The 16,008-nt window shown below is 53.6% G+C and carries 16 protein-coding genes, 1 tRNA gene and 1 pseudogene; 7 read left to right on the forward strand and 11 right to left on the reverse strand.

The window, feature by feature from the left end:
• Nucleotides 1-18 precede the first annotated feature (18 nt).
• Nucleotides 19-2,298 carry a cellulose biosynthesis cyclic di-GMP-binding regulatory protein BcsB gene (locus JCM2850_RS07825; protein ID WP_025870973.1) on the forward strand — a complete coding sequence of 760 codons (2,280 nt, stop codon included), beginning with the start codon at nucleotides 19-21 and terminating at the stop codon, nucleotides 2,296-2,298.
• Nucleotides 2,299-2,322: 24 nt separating this feature from the next.
• On the forward strand, nucleotides 2,323-3,054 hold the full coding sequence (gene bcsS, locus JCM2850_RS07830) for a cellulose biosynthesis protein BcsS (protein WP_148301217.1): 732 nt from the start codon (nucleotides 2,323-2,325) through the stop codon (nucleotides 3,052-3,054).
• Between the two features lie 75 nt (nucleotides 3,055-3,129).
• Here the strand turns inward: bcsS and bcsZ are convergent, their stop codons facing one another.
• The gene (gene bcsZ, locus JCM2850_RS18000) at nucleotides 3,130-4,251 is read right to left on the reverse strand and encodes a cellulose synthase complex periplasmic endoglucanase BcsZ (protein WP_159105140.1); all 1,122 of its coding nucleotides are present in this window, start codon (nucleotides 4,249-4,251) and stop codon (nucleotides 3,130-3,132) included.
• A 372-nt stretch (nucleotides 4,252-4,623) separates the two neighbouring features.
• Here bcsZ and JCM2850_RS07840 point away from each other — a divergent pair, with 372 nt between their 5' ends.
• A complete protein-coding gene (locus JCM2850_RS07840; protein WP_025870976.1) occupies nucleotides 4,624-4,950 on the forward strand; it encodes a hypothetical protein in 327 nt (108 codons plus the stop codon).
• 75 nt (nucleotides 4,951-5,025) lie between these two features.
• Here JCM2850_RS07840 and ychF read toward each other — a convergent pair.
• The 10 genes and pseudogenes from ychF to JCM2850_RS22630 all read right to left on the reverse strand — a co-directional run bounded on the left by ychF (nucleotide 5,026) and on the right by JCM2850_RS22630 (nucleotide 11,928).
• Nucleotides 5,026-6,110, reverse strand: a pseudogene (ychF, locus tag JCM2850_RS18005) (redox-regulated ATPase YchF).
• 47 nt (nucleotides 6,111-6,157) lie between these two features.
• Entirely contained in the window at nucleotides 6,158-6,736 is a 579-nt protein-coding gene (gene pth / locus JCM2850_RS07850; RefSeq protein WP_025870978.1) for an aminoacyl-tRNA hydrolase, read from the reverse strand.
• Between the two features lie 74 nt (nucleotides 6,737-6,810).
• A complete protein-coding gene (locus tag JCM2850_RS07855; RefSeq protein ID WP_025870981.1) occupies nucleotides 6,811-7,428 on the reverse strand; it encodes a 50S ribosomal protein L25/general stress protein Ctc in 618 nt (205 codons plus the stop codon).
• 122 nt (nucleotides 7,429-7,550) lie between these two features.
• Entirely contained in the window at nucleotides 7,551-8,486 is a 936-nt protein-coding gene (locus tag JCM2850_RS07860) for a ribose-phosphate pyrophosphokinase (protein ID WP_036265756.1), read from the reverse strand.
• A gap of 133 nt (nucleotides 8,487-8,619) precedes the next feature.
• Nucleotides 8,620-8,696, reverse strand: a tRNA-Gln gene (locus tag JCM2850_RS07865).
• A gap of 14 nt (nucleotides 8,697-8,710) precedes the next feature.
• The gene (gene ispE / locus JCM2850_RS07870) at nucleotides 8,711-9,580 is read right to left on the reverse strand and encodes a 4-(cytidine 5'-diphospho)-2-C-methyl-D-erythritol kinase (RefSeq protein ID WP_025870984.1); all 870 of its coding nucleotides are present in this window, start codon (nucleotides 9,578-9,580) and stop codon (nucleotides 8,711-8,713) included.
• Between the two features lie 21 nt (nucleotides 9,581-9,601).
• The gene (gene lolB, locus JCM2850_RS07875; RefSeq protein WP_025870986.1) at nucleotides 9,602-10,237 is read right to left on the reverse strand and encodes a lipoprotein insertase outer membrane protein LolB; all 636 of its coding nucleotides are present in this window, start codon (nucleotides 10,235-10,237) and stop codon (nucleotides 9,602-9,604) included.
• A complete protein-coding gene (locus JCM2850_RS22620) occupies nucleotides 10,237-10,506 on the reverse strand; it encodes a heme biosynthesis protein HemY (protein WP_234406157.1) in 270 nt (89 codons plus the stop codon). The genes lolB and JCM2850_RS22620 overlap by 1 nt, the downstream gene beginning before the upstream one ends.
• Nucleotides 10,481-11,533: a tetratricopeptide repeat protein gene (locus tag JCM2850_RS22625; RefSeq protein ID WP_234406158.1), complete on the reverse strand. Its 1,053-nt coding sequence runs from the start codon at nucleotides 11,531-11,533 to the stop codon at nucleotides 10,481-10,483. Before JCM2850_RS22625 ends, JCM2850_RS22620 begins: the two co-directional genes overlap by 26 nt.
• A 17-nt stretch (nucleotides 11,534-11,550) precedes the next feature.
• Nucleotides 11,551-11,928 (reverse strand): hypothetical protein, encoded by a 378-nt coding sequence (locus JCM2850_RS22630; protein WP_234406159.1) that lies wholly within the window; start codon nucleotides 11,926-11,928, stop codon nucleotides 11,551-11,553.
• 511 nt (nucleotides 11,929-12,439) lie between these two features.
• Between JCM2850_RS22630 and JCM2850_RS07885 the strand changes: the two genes are divergently transcribed.
• From JCM2850_RS07885 to JCM2850_RS23925, 4 genes are read left to right on the forward strand one after another with little or no spacing between them, the layout of a single operon-like run.
• Nucleotides 12,440-13,375: an ABC transporter ATP-binding protein gene (locus JCM2850_RS07885; RefSeq protein ID WP_025870988.1), complete on the forward strand. Its 936-nt coding sequence runs from the start codon at nucleotides 12,440-12,442 to the stop codon at nucleotides 13,373-13,375.
• Nucleotides 13,376-13,405: 30 nt separating this feature from the next.
• The gene (locus tag JCM2850_RS07890; RefSeq protein ID WP_025870990.1) at nucleotides 13,406-14,152 is read left to right on the forward strand and encodes an ABC transporter permease; all 747 of its coding nucleotides are present in this window, start codon (nucleotides 13,406-13,408) and stop codon (nucleotides 14,150-14,152) included.
• 12 nt (nucleotides 14,153-14,164) lie between these two features.
• Nucleotides 14,165-15,538, forward strand: coding sequence for a GldG family protein (locus tag JCM2850_RS07895; protein WP_025870992.1), 1,374 nt, complete (start codon nucleotides 14,165-14,167; stop codon nucleotides 15,536-15,538).
• Complete coding sequence (locus tag JCM2850_RS23925; RefSeq protein ID WP_369384865.1) at nucleotides 15,535-16,008, forward strand: DUF4340 domain-containing protein; 474 nt, start codon at nucleotides 15,535-15,537, stop codon at nucleotides 16,006-16,008. The genes JCM2850_RS07895 and JCM2850_RS23925 overlap by 4 nt, the downstream gene beginning before the upstream one ends.

A 16,008-nucleotide genomic window follows, 5' to 3' on the forward strand; every position in this document is an offset into this window, starting at 1 on the left:
ATGCCAAGCATGCCTGCCATGACTAAATACCTCGCCCTGCTGGGGCTGACGCTGCAACTGGCCGCTACCGCCATTCCTGGGCACGCGGAAGAAGCTGCACTGGAGACCAGCTTGGCAGAAGCCGCTTCCAGCCCTGCTAGTGCTCAGGCTGGTGCAAAGGAATTCAATTTCTCATTGGCCAAGCTGATTGGCAGTGGCCGCATCAGCACCCTTAAAGGTGAGAGTGGCCAACTGGGTTTCTCCTTGCCAGTGCCGCCTACCTGGCAGGCCAAAGACGTAGAGCTACGCTTGCGCGGCACGGTGTCCAGCAGCTTGATTGCGGGCTCGCAGTTGGTGGTTTACCTGAATGGCGAGGCCATACAGCAATATCCGCTGCAGCAGGAGGGCAATCGCTATGACTTTACGCTCAAGGTGCCTGTGGAAAAGCTCAAAAGTGGTTTCAACGATTTCCAGTTGCAGGCCAATCAGCATTACACCGAGGCCTGCGAGTTTCCACATGCACCTCAGCTCTGGACCCAGGTCAATCTTGAGCAATCAGGCTTCAAGATCAACGCCACGCCTAAGCCAGTGGTCAGCAGCTTAAGCCGTCTCAGTGAAATCTTCAGCAAGGCCAACTGGCACGACAGGCCTGCAGTCTCCATCATGACCGCAGCCAAGCCTACCCCGGATGAAGTGGCTGCCATGGGCTTGTTGGCGCAAGGCGTCGCGGGCTTCTACGATTTTGTCCCCGTGCGTATCAGTCATGATGTCTACCCGCTTGAGGCACATAACCTGCTCGGCCAATTCCCTGCCGATAGCCGCACTGCGGTGGTGATGGGCAGTTTTGCCAACCTTGGCTCTTATCTGCAAGGCCTCAATATTGGCAAACAAGATAAGCCCGTGATCGCGGTGCGTGCCATGCCGGGTGACCCGACCCGGCAATTGGTCATTTTGGCCGCCAATAACGGCAAGGACCTGAAAAAACTCGCCACGGCCTTTGCCTTGCGCGGCCTGCCTTGGCCTGACCATGCCTGGACCAGCATAGACAAGCTCAAAATGCCACCCGCACGCTCGCTGGAAAAACGCTTTGACCTACCATTGGCTTCCAGCGGTGCCTTCCCCTTGCGCGCGCTGGGCTACAAAACCACGACTTACAGCGGGCAGGATAATGATGGCCCAGTATTGCGGGTCTGGAACAATAGCTGGCAAGGCCGCATGCAGGTGCGTGTACACTTGACCTATGCCAGTGGCATGTCACCCCAATCCTCGCTCAACATCATCAGCAATGGCGTGATGCAAGGCGCGATTCCGCTGAATAACCCGCGTGGCGGCATCTATGAGAACTATGCGGTCACCATCTGCTGGGTCGCTCAATCCAGGCTGGAATACCTTGCAATTCAAACCCGTGCTGGTGCCTGTGAGCAATGGCGGCAAGTGCCAGCTAGCTATGATGGCAACCTGGCGCTGACCGTGTATGAAGACACTACCTTGCAGAAGTTTGGTGGCGATGAATTGCGCGAGCCAGACCTGGCACTGCTTTCCGGTACAGGCAGTATTTATACCGAAGGCCCGCTGGGCAAGGGTATTGCCATTCAGATGACAGACGATAATTCAGACACCCTGAGCTCTGGCCTGACCCTGGTGGCCAAGCTGACCCAGGTGTTCCGCCGTCCGCTGATGAATGTGTGGTTTGGTGTAGGCCCAGCGCCTGAAATGAAGCACCAGTATTGGATAGGCTCTTACAAGCAATTGCCACGCGATGTGGCTAGCCTGGTGGTGACCGATTTCCCCTCGCGCATTGCGGTGGAAGTGCCGATTATCCAATCTGCCACGGTGGAAGTGCGTGAAGGCAATGAATGGCTGCGCTCCACCCTGGAAAACATGGGCATACGCAATACGCCACCTGCCAAGTACACCAGCGCCGAGATTGCGCTGTCTGGCCAGTTCAACAAATATAGTTTTGCCGCAACCAAGGAGATTGATGGCAATGTCGTGACAGTGCTCTCGGCCAATTCTCCTGCCATTCTCAAGCAAGGGGTGGCAACCTTGATAGGTTATGGGCAGTGGGCACAGCTCAAGGGCAGGCTGGCGTTTTGGGAGCCAGGCACCGAGAAACTCAGCTCGGTATCGTATGACGATACGCCATTCTCGGCTTATGGCCTGCGCGGCGGCCTGGGCATATGGGTGTCGCAATACCCATGGCTGGCCTTATTCTCGCTGTTGCTGATCATAGGCTTTATTATCTTCGTGACACGCAGGCACTTGCGGCTTATAAAGTACGCAATCATGCGGGTCATCAAGAATAGACCAAGTGATTGAACATCAATATTTAGGGACGCGGATTTGACGCTCATTATGAAACACACCTCATCGCTAATGACCATGGCCGTATTGTTCGGCCTGTCCCTCAACGCCAGCGCCAAGGATGACGATCCGTTGTTTATCGGCGGTTTTCAGCGCGCTGACCATAACTCCTACACTTTTGCCGGGGTGATCACGCCTATATTGGGCGGCAAGCTGGGAGAGGGCTGGTTTAACCGTACCATCGCCAGCTGGCTGACTTATGAATACGACGCCAGCTATAACGGCCAGCCCACCACGCTCAAGGCCAAGGCACCCGGCATAGAAACTGGCTTTGGTTATGCCTGGCAGGGTAAATCTTATGGCATCAATCTCTCAGCCTCGGTCGGCTACCGTGATTTCCGCCTCAGTCCCAACATCCCGGATGAGGAGCCAGAGGGCAAGGTGCTGGTGTTCTCACCGCAGTTGCAAGCGCGTTATGACATTACCGAGCATATCGAGACTGACCTGATTGCTAGCCATGCTTTCGCCAAGAAAAATGCCGAAACCAGTTTTGGCCGTTTACGCCTGGGATATAAACCGCGCTGGGACTGGAAATTTGGCCTGGAGGGCGTGTATCAGGAGGGTGAGAACTTCCGCGTTAAGCAGAATGGCCTCTATCTGGTGCACTACCTCAGTAGCGGTTGGGGGGTAGAAGTCAGTGGCGGCAAGGCAGAGTCACGGGATAACTCCAGCTCGGCCTATTTTGGCTTGGGCATATCCAAACAGTTTTAAGACCTATATTTTAAGATCTCTGTTTTAAGATCTGTATCATGTGAGGGCATGAGTTGGTCTAGCCAATTCATGCCCTTATGCATCAGCGGCAGCCGCGCGACCAGACCGTTTCCAGGCTGCCATCCGCCTTGAAGCATAGCGTTGCTCCAGCCAGCCTTGTCCAAACAAGCCCAGCACCTGGTCGTAATAGCGCGGCGGGTCACCCAGCAAATCCTTGAAATAGCCTGCCTGCAGCCCGGCTTGTAGCCTTTGATTTTGTGCTTGTAACGCAGCCGTCTGTTTTAACGCCTGCAAATAAGGCAATACCGCAGCAGAAAACCCCACTGGGCCAGCCCCCTCGCTAGCGCCCGTCAAGGTGTTGACCTGCATGGGGGGGTGGCCTAGCGCCTTGATGGCCTGGGCCATGCCCTTGAGCCTGCCCAGCAATTTGGCTTTGGCAGGGTCTTTGTCGTGCAGCATGCCTGCCCAGAGGTAGACGCGGATGGCATCATAACTGCCCAAGGGGCCTTTCACCTTGTCCACACCCCAACCATCAGGCTTGTGATAAGCCACCCAGTCTGCTACCAGCCCCTGCGGTGTCACCTCGTTCAACATCTTTAAACTATGCTCACGTATGCTGGCCCAGGGGCCGGCACTATCCTGAGTGGCGAAATAACGCAATTGCTGCATGGGCAGATAGCTGGGATTAAAGCGCCACATCTCGGCTTCATTAAACCCCTCGGCCCCGGGAGAGAGCATGACCCCGGCATCGGGCAGGTAAGTCAGCTCATGTTGCTTGATATTCTGTAATACCGCCTGGCCCAGCTTGGTGTATTCAGGGGCTTGCCAGAGCTTGCCTGCCTGAAGCAGGGTATAGGCCAGCCACATATCGGCGTCACTGGCGGGGTTGCTGTCCAGCACTCCCCAGTCACTGCCCTGGCGTTGCCCCCACTTCCAGGCAGGCAAAAAGCGCGTGAGGTCATTTTGCGCCATTTCACGCTGCATCCAGTTCAGTATCAGGTCAAAACGGCTGCGGTCATTGGCCACCAGAGTAAAGAACAGGGTATAGGCCTGGCCCTCGGAATAGGAGGGCTCGGCATATTCCCCATGGTCAATGACGCGGCCATCTCCCTGCACAAAGTGCGACCAGTATGCCTGCCAGAGCGGCCAGGGCTTGCAGCTTGCGGTTTCGGCGTGCGCGTTGGGTGTGAATGGCATGATGATGAGGCTGAGCAGAAATAGGCAGGCAAAAGCGCGATGTTTGGCCTGGCAATGTTGAAGCGAAATCCAGGCGCTACATGCCGCAAAAATGCGGCACATGATGGAGCTTAGCCGGGGGGGCGTTAAAACCATGCGATGATCCTGTGCTGGCTGGGGATGCAGACATTATGCCCAGGCGGATTCAATCAAGACAAGGCTTAAAAAAAGCGCGGATTGTTGCGACAGAAAAGCAGGAAATAAACCAACACTACAGTGGCTTATGGCGGGCAGTGAGTGGAAAACTGAATATAATTGACAATTATTATAGTTAAATAATGGGTGTATAGTTAAAGAGGTAATTATCCCCACACCACTTTAAGGAGCCTAAAAATGAACAATGCGTTAGAGAAAGATACCAGCCAATATGTCACGACGGTGGGCCTGACTGGTGCCGAGATTTTCAAAGTGTTTGGCCCACTTCCACATCTTGATGGATTAAGCTTTGATGGCGTTGCTTACACAGAGGCGCTCGCTGCAAATGTGTTTTTGTACTTCAGAAGCGGTTATGGTGATTTTTTCCCCACACCAGGCATAGTGCCCGGGCACTTTGTGTGGGTAGGCAAGGAGTTTGAAAGTGAAAGCGGGAACATTCTTGAATCTGATGACGACCTGATCTGGATCAATTTTCAATCCCAGGCGCAAGGGGCGGGCAAGTAAAACCTAGCGGACTCATACGCCTAGCCAGTGCCTCTCATGGCGCCAGCTAGGCGTAGATTAATGCCAGTGCAGTTATTAGACGTTGAAACGGAAGTGCATGACATCGCCGTCCTGCACGATGTATTCCTTGCCTTCCAGGCGCATTTTGCCTGCTTCCTGCGAGCCTTTTTCACCTTTGTATTGAACGTAGTCATTGTAGGCAATGACTTCTGCACGGATAAAGCCGCGTTCAAAATCGGTATGAATCACACCCGCAGCTTGAGGAGCGGTAGAGCCCTTGCGTACGGTCCAGGCACGGACTTCCTTCACGCCTGCGGTGAAGTAGGTTTGCAGGCCCAGCAGGTCGTAGGCGGCACGGATCACACGATCTAGACCCGGTTCTTCCTGACCTAGCTCGGCAAGGAACATGGCCTTGTCTTCGTCATCAAGGTCAGCAATTTCGCTTTCAATCTTGGCGCAGATGGAGACTACAGGTGCGTTTTCCTTCTGGCCCAGCGCTACCACTTTGTCCAGCAGCGGATTATTTTCAAAGCCGCCTTCATCAACGTTGGCGAGGTACATCACTGGCTTGACGGTAATCAGGCACAAAGGCTTGATGATCTTGAGCTGATCTTCGTCCAGGCCCAGGGTGCGCACGGCATTGCTTGATCAAGATGCTTCTGCACTTTTTCCAGCACGCTGCACAGAGCAATGGCTTCCTTGTCACCGGACTTGGCCTTTTTCTGCTCGCGTTGCAGGGTTTTTTCTACCGTTTCCATGTCGGCCAGGGCCAGCTCGGTATTGATGGTGGCAACGTCGTCCAGAGGGTCAACCTTGCCAGCCACGTGAATGACATTGCCATCATCAAAGCAGCGCACCACATGAGCAATGGCATCGGTTTCACGAATGTTGGCGAGGAATTTGTTGCCCAGGCCTTCGCCCTTGGACGCACCTGCCACCAGGCCTGCAATGTCAACAAACTCAACAATGGCAGGCTGTACCTTTTGCGGGTTGACGATGCTGATCAGGGGCTTGAGGCGCGGATCAGGCACTTCAACAATGCCGACGTTGGGTTCTATGGTACAGAAGGGGTAATTGGCCGCTTCAATACCTGCGCGGGTGATTGCATTGAAGAGGGTGGATTTTCCTACATTCGGTAGGCCAACGATGCCGCATTTCATGATGATGTGCCTGTATCTTGGTTAATAGGGGGCGCTTGAGACTATGCCTAAGTCGATTTGGTGTGCAGCTTGAGCATGGCGGCTGAAAACTCGCCTTGCAACAGTTGCGGTAATACCAGGGTGCTGGCATCCATGGCGCTTTCTATCTGCTGCATTTCCTCGCGCATGGGCGCATGCAGCACATAGTTGACCACTTCGCTGCGCTCGCCAGGATGGCCAATTCCCAGACGCAAACGCCAGAAATTATTGCTGCCAAGCTGGGCGGCAATATCCTTGAGGCCATTATGACCACCATGGCCGCCACCTTGCTTGAGGCGGGCAGTGCCGGGTGGCAGGTCGAGCTCGTCATGAATGACGAGTACAGCCTCGGGGGCTATTTTGTAAAAACGCGCCAGTGCGGCTACAGCACGGCCACTGGCATTCATGAAGGTTGTTGGCTTGAGTAGCCAGGTGTCGGCCTGACCATTGAGACGACCACTATGGCCAAAAAACTTGGCTTCCAGACTGGTTTTGCTGGAGGTCTGCGCGCAGATCTGGTCTATCCACCAGAAGCCTGCATTGTGGCGCGTGTCTTCATATTGAGCGCCGGGATTGCCCAGGCCTACAAAGAGCCGGATACCGTTCATGAATCAGCAATTCTATAAATGATTACGCGCGCCATGGTTGCCCAAGGCGCGCGTTGATTCGCTAAAGACCGAGATTACTCGGCAGCAGCTTCACCTTCATCAGCGTCAGCATCTGCTGCACCGCCACGTGGCTTGGCAATGGAAGCAACCGCTGCATCATTGTCATGAGCCAGTTGTACGAATTCAACACCCTTAGGCAGCTTGATTTCGGACAGGTGTACAGAGTGACCAGCTTCCAGCTTGGCCAGGTCAACTTCGATGAACTCTGGCAGATCCTTAGGCAGGCAGCTGACATCAGCTTCAGTCAGGATGTGGCTGATGATACCGCCACCCAGCTTGACGCCAGGCGCTACATCTTCATTGATGAAGTGCAGAGGCACCTTAACGTGAATCTTCTCGCTCGCGCTAACGCGTTGGAAGTCGATGTGTTGAATGGTGTTACGTACTGGGTGCAGTTGGTAGTCACGCAGCAGAACTTGTTCTTTCTTGCCTTCCAGATCCAGTGTCAGGATAGAAGCGTGGAAAGCTTCGTGACGGAACTCAAGGAACAGTTCTTTATGGTTGAACTCCAGGCTTACCGCGCCCTTGTCACCACCGTATACAACACCAGGAACATTACCAGCGCGACGGAGACGGCGGCTCGCACCCGTACCTTGACCTTCGCGTGTGGTTGCTTTAATCACAATTGCCATTTTACTACTCCTAAAAAAGGCCTCACGGCCCTAGCATTAAAAAGACCTCACGGTCTTCGTGCCTGTTATCCGCGACCAGATAACAGAAAAGGCGCTGACAGTGCCAGCGCCGTTGTCATTCACTAATCTACGAAAAGCGAACTGACAGAATCTTCATTGCTGATGCGGCGTATGGTTTCCGCAAACAGGCCAGCTGCGCTGACTACGCGTATCTTGGCCGATTGCTGCGCATTCGGGCGCAGCGGAATGGTGTTGGAAACCACCAGTTCATCCAGCTCGGAGTTGGTGATGCGCGATACGGCTTCACCGGACAATACTGGGTGAGTGGCATAAGCCACAACCTTCTTCGCGCCTTGTTGCTTGAGCGCAATTGCCGCTTCGCACAAGGTGTTGGCGGTATCCACCATATCGTCCATCAGCACACAGGTACGGCCTGCCACATCACCAATGATGTTCATGACCTTGGCCACATTGGGCTTGGGCCTGCGCTTGTCTATGATGGCCAGATCAACGTTGAGGTGCTTGGCTGCGGCACGGGCACGTACCACGCCGCCTACGTCTGGCGAAACCACCACCATGTCTTCGTGCTTCTGATCCAAAAGATCAGCCAGCAGGATAGGGGTGGCATAGATGTTATCTACAGGAATATCAAAGAAACCCTGGATTTGATCGGAGTGCAAATCCATGGTCAGCAGGCGGTTAACGCCAACGCTGGTCAGCATATTGGCAATGACCTTGGCGGTGATCGCCACACGGGCAGAGCGTGGACGCCTGTCCTGACGTGCATAACCGAAATAGGGGATGGCAGCGGTGATACGGCCAGCAGAGGAGCGGCGCAATGCATCGACCATGACCATGACTTCCATCAGGTTGTCATTGGTGGGCATGCAGGTGGATTGCAGGATGAAGACATCCTTGCCACGTACATTGTCGAGCAACTCAATCATCACTTCGCCGTCGCTGAAACGATCGACGGTGGCACGACCAAGTTCAATGCCCAGGTGACCTACTACTTCTTCGGCAAGCGCACGGTTGGCGTTGCCGGTAAATACCATCATGTCGCCCCTGGCCACAGTTGGGATCCCTTATATCAATTAATTACGATGTCAGTTAACCGAATGATCAGTACATCCAGTCAATCGCGTACAAAAAACAAAAGCGTGTAATTTTTTAAGTTACACGCTTTTATTCTGGCTGGGGAAGAAGGATTCGAACCTTCGCATGCCGGAATCAAAATCCGGTGCCTTAACCAGCTTGGCGACTCCCCATTTGATCGTATTGTTCAGTCTGAGTAGTGATGCAAGGGGTGCAGTTCCAGACCTTGTGCACAGAACCCTGACACTTCACAACCTGCGGCTTGTTGTAGCTCGCGTGTTGCATTCAGTCTGGCAAGAACTGCTTCTGCTTGCTCACGATGTTCAAACGCTGCAAAAACCGAAGAACCAGAACCACTCATGCGCGCTGCGGAGAACTGTGACAACCACTTAATGCAGTTGGCTACTTCCGGGTACTGCTGGCTTACTACGGCTTCGAGATCGTTGTGAACGTTGTCTCTCAGAAAGGCCGCTATTGTCGTGGGATTCGTGTCCCTTGTCAATTGCTTGGATGCAAAAATTTCTGCGGTTGAGATGTGCACCTGGGGGGTGATGACCACATAGTAGGCATTATTTAATTGAATTGATTGTAATTTCTCGCCTATGCCTTCCACCCAGGCATTTTCGCCAAAAATAAAAAAAGGTACGTCAGCCCCCAGTTTTAGCCCCAGTGAGAGCAATTCTTCGCGCTTCAGGTTGATTTGCCAAAGCCGATTCAGGGCTAATAAAACAGTGGCAGCGTCTGAACTACCGCCGCCCAAACCTCCACCCATGGGGGTGCGCTTGGTCACATGGATATCGGCACCGTGCTGACTGCCTGTATGTTCTTGCAGCAAGCGTGCCGCGCGTATGCACAAATCCTGCTCTGCTGGTACGCCAGGCAAGTCTATGCTGCGGGTGATCTGGGCATCATCGCGCACTCTGATATGCACGGTATCGCCGTGATCCAGCAGGCGGAATACGCTTTGCAGCAGATGATAGCCATCATCACGTCTGCCAGTGATATGCAGAAACAGATTGATCTTGGCTGGCGCTGGGAAGGACTGGAAGTCTGGCATGAGGGGGATTTCTGAACGGGTTTATTGCCACTGCCATTGCTGCACAATCAATTTAAGCGTGAGCTTGGCATTGCGCAGAGTAATGCGGGTGGGCAGGGATTTAACGGCAGTCGTCGGTTTGTCTGCCACTGCGGAGGATGCAGGCACAGGCGTATACAGGCTGTATTCGATATCCCAGCCATCTTGTTTAAGTCGGGTCAGCTGGCCTAAGTGATCCCAGCTACTTTCGCTGCTGACACCTGGCCCTGGCCTGCCCAGCACCCAGTCTGATAGGCCGCGCATGGGTAAACGCCAGCCCAGGTTTTGTTCGGTCAGGGTTTCCGCATCTGCGGCCTGATATTGCTTGTTGTCGCTGGTCAGCAGCGTCACCCCGGCATCATTGCGTTTGATCGAGGCTACCTGGCTGCCCAGTGGTGAAAATAGGGCGATGCTGTCCTGCTGTTGCTCGTGTTGCCAATGGGTAGAGCCGGAAAACCCCTTGTAATCGCTCTGCACGCCTATGCGGCCGTGCAGCTCAAAATTTTGAATCTCAGCCAGGCTGGCCAAGTGTTGCTGGTGAATTTCCGCAGTGCTGGGCGCACTGGCTGGTGGCAGGCTGGCGCAACCAGCCTGCACAAAAGTGGCTGCCAGCAGCAGCCAGCGTGCTACAGCCTGCATTAACGCTTGAATTTCCGGTTGGTGCTGATCAGCACTTCATTGTCAGGGAAAGCAGCCAATGCGGTTTCCCAGGTTTGCACGGCCTCACCACGCTTGCCCTGTTTCCAGAGTACTTCACCTAGGTGGGCGGCAATTTCCGGGTCAGGCTGCTGGTTGTAGGCACGACGCAAATATTCGGCCGCCTTATCCAGCTTGCCCAGGCGGTAGTAAACCCAGCCCAGACTATCAAGAATGTAGTGATCGTCAGCTGAGGGAGTTGGCCTTTTCAATCAGGGTCTTGGCTTCTTCCAGCCTGAGGTTGCGGTCTGCCAGTGAGTAACCGAGGGCATTGTAGGCTTGTGAAAAATCAGGCTGTATCTTGATCAGCTTGCGCAGTTCGCGTTCCATCACATCCAGCTTGTTGACGCGTTCTGCCGCCATGGCGTAGTCATAAACCAGCTCAGGTGTATTGGGCAGATTGTTGATCGCTTGCTCCAGGCGTGCATAAGCTTCCTGATAGCGCTTGGCTTGGGTCAATACATTGGCTTGGGAATGTACGACTGTGGCACGCTGGGCATCTGTCAGCCCGGAAAGGTTTTCCAGCGACTGAATCGCGGCATCTATACCTTCGCGGCGGGCGATGATATTGGCAGCACCCAACTGCGCGTCAACATAACGCACTTCCCCCGCTGGCAACTGGCTATACCACTGCAGGGCTTCGGTGTCGTTCTGCTTCTTTTCGGCAATCTGGCCCAGATAGATGTAAATCTGGTCTTTATCCTTGAAGCCCTTGGCCAGGGCGTCCTTGAGGTATTGCTCCGCATCCGGCAATTCACCTGCTTGCAAGGAAAGCAGGCCGACCACTACCAGAATTTCCGGATTGCCATTCGAGGCCTTGATCAGCTGGATAAATTCCTGCTTGGCTTCGTCAAACTTTTTCTGTCCGGCGAGTATGCGCGCCAGTGCCAGCCTGACTTCATTGGCATCAGCATGTTGCTTGAGGAAGTCGCGGTAGAAGCTCACGGCCTGGTCTGGGGATTTACCCAGCAATACCTGGCCTTGCATCAGTGCGGCCATTTCCCAGCCTGGGCGTAATTTGGTGGCTTGATCCAGTTCGGCAAGTGCGAGTTCAGGATTGCCTGCATTCCAGGCTGCATGCGCAATCGCAAAATGCGCTTCTGGCAATTCGGGGTAATCCTTGGCCAGGTCTTGTACCAATGAAAGTACCGCTGCCTTGTTCTGCTGGCGCTGCAATAAGTTGTTGAGGAACATAAAGCCGCTGGCGCGGCCTTCCTCGTTGGTCAGCAGTTGGCGCAAATGCGGCTTGGCTTCATTCAGCTGCCCGTGGTAATCAACATCTGCGTCAGGGCTTGATGCGCCTCGGCAGACTGTGGGTCCAGTTGCGACCAGAGGTTGGCGGCATCCAGTGCAGTGCGGCCATCATTGCCCATCACCGCAGTTTTGGCGGCGCGCTCAGCCAGGCGTGAATCCTGGCTGGTTTTGGCAAGGTCTAGGAATAAGGAACTGGCAAGATCAAACTGGCCGCGCTGGCCCGCTATCTCACCTATCAGGTATTTGTAGACGAATTCGCCGCTGAGGGAAGCTGGCGCAGGTGTATTTTCACTTTTGGCTGCGGCATATGCGGCAGACCCCATGCCTAGCGTCATTATCGCGCAGGTGATGGCGATGTTCATTGTTTTGCGGATAGGCATTTTTAAGACATTCTCTTGCTAGGTGGTTAATGAAATACTGGGGCTTGCTACACAAGGTTTCAATGGCTGAAGCTCGGCTTTTGCAAGCTTTTTCACATCATCTACTTATACTCTAAGCTTAGTCCGTGACACTGTTGGCAAGTTCATCCATAATACAAGTCGGTATTGTGACTCGTGGTAAATGCCAGTGGCGCCTGTATTCTGACGCCGTTTGCTTGAAAAGCCCCAGAGAAACCCCTAGAGAAACTTACAGTTCGACTATAGCCGTTTTAAATGCGATATATCAATACTATCTCCCGCGTTTTTTCTTGCGTCTTATCCCTTTTGGTCTAGCTCGCTAAGGTGACAAACTTGACATGCGTTTGGTGTTTTCTTAACTTAGCAGGCTTTAAAACTTTGCTTGGCTATTTGGATATTTCAATTTGCCCTGCAATGTTGCCCACTGGAAATTAAATAGCTGGACTGAACTCCTTCACCTTAACCCCTGATATAGATACACACCTCCCTATATATGACGACTATTACCGTAGAGGCATCAGAGTTAACCCGCAAGTATGGTGGTCGAGCAGCGGTCAACGATGTCAGTTTTACCTTGAACAAGGGCGAAGTGCTCGGGTTTTTAGGCCCTAACGGTGCGGGTAAATCCACCACCATGAAAATGCTGACAGGCAACCTGGCCCCCAGCAACGGTTCGGTAAAGATTTGCGGCATCGATATGATGGAGCACCCCAAGGATGCCAAGGCCTTGATCGGTTATCTGCCTGAGCAGCCGCCTTTGTATCGCGAACTCACAGTAGACGAATTCCTCACCATTGCAGCGCGCCTGCACCGCGTCAGCCGCCAGCACATCAAAAAGGCTGTGGATATCGCCAAGCAGCGCTGTGGCCTGACGGAAATGGGTAAACGCCTGATAGAAAACCTTTCCAAGGGTTATCAGCAGCGCGTTGGCATTGCCCAGGCCATCATTCACAACCCCATGGTGGTGATTCTCGATGAACCTACCGTAGGTCTGGACCCGATCCAGATTCGTGATATCCGCGCACTGATCAAGGAATTGGGCGGTGAGCATAGCGTCATTCTCTCCACGCATATATTGCCGGAAGTGGAAATGGTCTGTGATAGGGTACAAATCATCCACAAGGGCAGCCTGGTGTTCAATGGTGATATTGACGTGCTGAAGCAGCAACGTCATGGCAACCGCCTGCTGCTGGGCCTGCATCATGCACCTGCACATGAGACATTGCTGGCTATCCCGGGCGTGGAGCGTATAGAAGCCGTGGATGGCAAGTTGCTGCGCATACACCATACGCCAGGGGCTGCTCCGGCCGAGGCTTTGGTGCAGGCTGCAGTGAATCAGAACTGGGGGCTGTTCCAGATCAACCCCGACCAGACGTCGCTGGAGGAAGTCTTTGTCCAGCTCACATTCCAGGAACCTGCTGCTGCCTGATAGGCGACAGTATTGCGCTAGGTACTCCCCATGATTGTTAATATCGCCAGAAAAGAATTGAAGGGCTTGTTCTCCTCGCCCATGGGCTGGGTTGTGTTGGCCCTGCTGCAATTCGTCTTTGCTACTTTCTTTGTAATGGGTGTGGATCAGTATTTTCTGACCATGTCCGGCTCTATGCGCCCTGATCAACGCATAGGCGTAACCGAGTTTGTCGGTGGCAATGTCTTCGGCATTGCGCCCTTCATCATGCTGTTTGCGGTGCCATTGCTCTCCATGCGCCTGATCAGTGAAGAGCGTAGGCAGCAGACCCTGCCTTTCCTGTTTAGTGCGCCTTTGTCGCTGACAGAGATTGTGCTGGGCAAGTTCTTGGGCTTGCTGGCTTTCCTCAGCATCTCGGTCGCCTTTATTGGTGCCATGGTGTTGTCACTCAATCTCTGGGCAGATATCGATATCGGCTTTGCCTTGTCCAACCTGTTGGGCTTGTGGCTGCTGCTGGCCAGTTACTGTGCCTTGGGGACTTATGTCTCCAGCACCACGCAACAGCCTGTGGTGGCGGCCATCATCACCTTTGTGGTGTTGCTGGCCTTGCAACTGATTGAGTACTTCCTCGCGGGTGACCCCAGCAATACCGTGGCCAAGTTATCCCTGATGCGGCATATGGAGCCTTTCTCACGCGGCCTGCTGGATACGCGTGACCTGGCTTACTTCCTGCTGTTCATCATTACTTTCCTTACCCTGACCATCCGTAGGCTGGATGCAGATCGCTTGCGTGGCTGAGTTAGAGACGCTATGAAAACCAATCGTAAATTACGTTTCCAGCTGTTCGTACAAAACAGCTTCTTTGTGGTCTTGTTCCTGGTGCTGGTGTTCCTGTTGGGCTTTTTGTCCTATCAGTACCATGCCAGCCGTGATGTTACCCAGGGTGGGCGCAATACCTTGACCGAGGGCAGTGCCAATGTCCTCAAGCAAATGCAAGGGCCTATCAATATCACCGCCTATGTGGTCAAGGACAATGACACGCGCAAGTACATCAACAAGTTTGTTGAGCGTTATCAGCGCGTCAAGCCTGACATTAGCTTGAGCTTTGTCAGCCCGACCGAAGAACCCAAGGCCACGCAGGAAGCCGGGGTCAAGGCCGAGATTGAGCTGGTGGTCGAGTACAACAAGCGCTCTGAGCACATTATTCCGCCACAGGCTTTCATTGAGCAGGATATGACCAATCTCTTGGTGCGTTTGTCGCGCACCAACCAGAACGCCATCATGTTCCTTGATGGTCACGGTGAGCGCAGCCTGATAGGCATCAAGAATCACGATATCGGCGATTTCGGCAAGCACCTGGAAAACAAGGGCTTCAAGCTGGCTAATCCTGATTTGCTGATTGCACAGGCCGTGCCCAACAATGGCGCCATGCTGGTGATTGCCAGCCCACAGGTTGATGTGACCGAAGTGGAAGTCAAAAAGATACGTGACTACCTAGATGCGGGTGGCAACCTGCTGTGGCTGATTGATGATGAAACCAATCTGCATGGTCTGCAGCCGATTGCCGAATATCTGGGCATACAATTAACACCAGGCATGGTGGTGGACTTGTCCGCCAAGCGCTACGGTGCTGATGCCAAGGTGGCGTTTGCCAACCAGTATGGCGAGCATGCCATCACCAAGAATTTCATGTTGCGCACCTTGTTCCCCGAGGCACGCATGGTGCATGCCGAAGGCTCTTATGACAATGGCTGGAAGGTTTCCAACCTGGTAGAAGTGGCACCCAACGGCTGGCTGGAAACTGGCAAGGTTGATGACAATGTCAGCTTTGATAACAAGAAAGACTTGCCTGGTCCTATCAATATCGCCGTTGCGCTGGATCGCAAATATGGCGACAAGGGTCAGCGCGTAGTGGTCGTCGGTAACGGCAACTTCCTTTCCAATACCTTCCTCAACAATGGCGGCAACCTCGATCTGGGCGTGAATATCGTTAACTGGCTGGCAGGCGATGACAAACTCATCACCATACAGCCCAAGCCGCTCAAGGACGTCAATATCCAGATTCCAGGCCAGGGTTGGGCTAGCCTGCTGGCGCAATTTGTCTTCCTCGGCTTTAGCCGTGTGTTGCCGGTAGCGTTGATCGTGATTGGTATGGTGATCTGGTGGAGGCGTCGCAAGGCATGAAGTCCAGATGGCTAGTTAACCTGTTATTGCTGCTGATTGTTGCAGGGATTGTCAGCTTTATTTATCTCAGGCCGCCAGAGCAGGATGATTCTCGCCCTGTGCATGAAATCTCCACGCTCAAGCTGGCTGAGTTCAAGCACCTCAGCATAGAGTTTCCTGCCAAGGCGCCTGTAGTGTTTGAGAAGCGCGATGATTTCTGGTATTTGGTGCAGCCCTATGCGGCGCGTGCGGATCAGATGACGGTGCAGCGCATCGTCTCCATCGTCGCTGCCAAGACCATGGATAAATTCCCTGCCGATGATGCGCGTTTTGGCATTGATAACCCCAGGCTCAAGCTCAGGCTCAATGATGAGGTATTCACCTTTGGTATTTACAACCCAGTGACCTCTGAGCAATACGTAGCTTATAAGGACAGCGTCTACCTGCTGCCCGGCACCTATTCTGAGACTGCCGGCTACGCAGATTGTTGA

It is taken from the genome of Methylobacillus glycogenes JCM 2850, assembly GCF_000617925.1.
Taxonomy (GTDB): domain Bacteria; phylum Pseudomonadota; class Gammaproteobacteria; order Burkholderiales; family Methylophilaceae; genus Methylobacillus; species Methylobacillus glycogenes.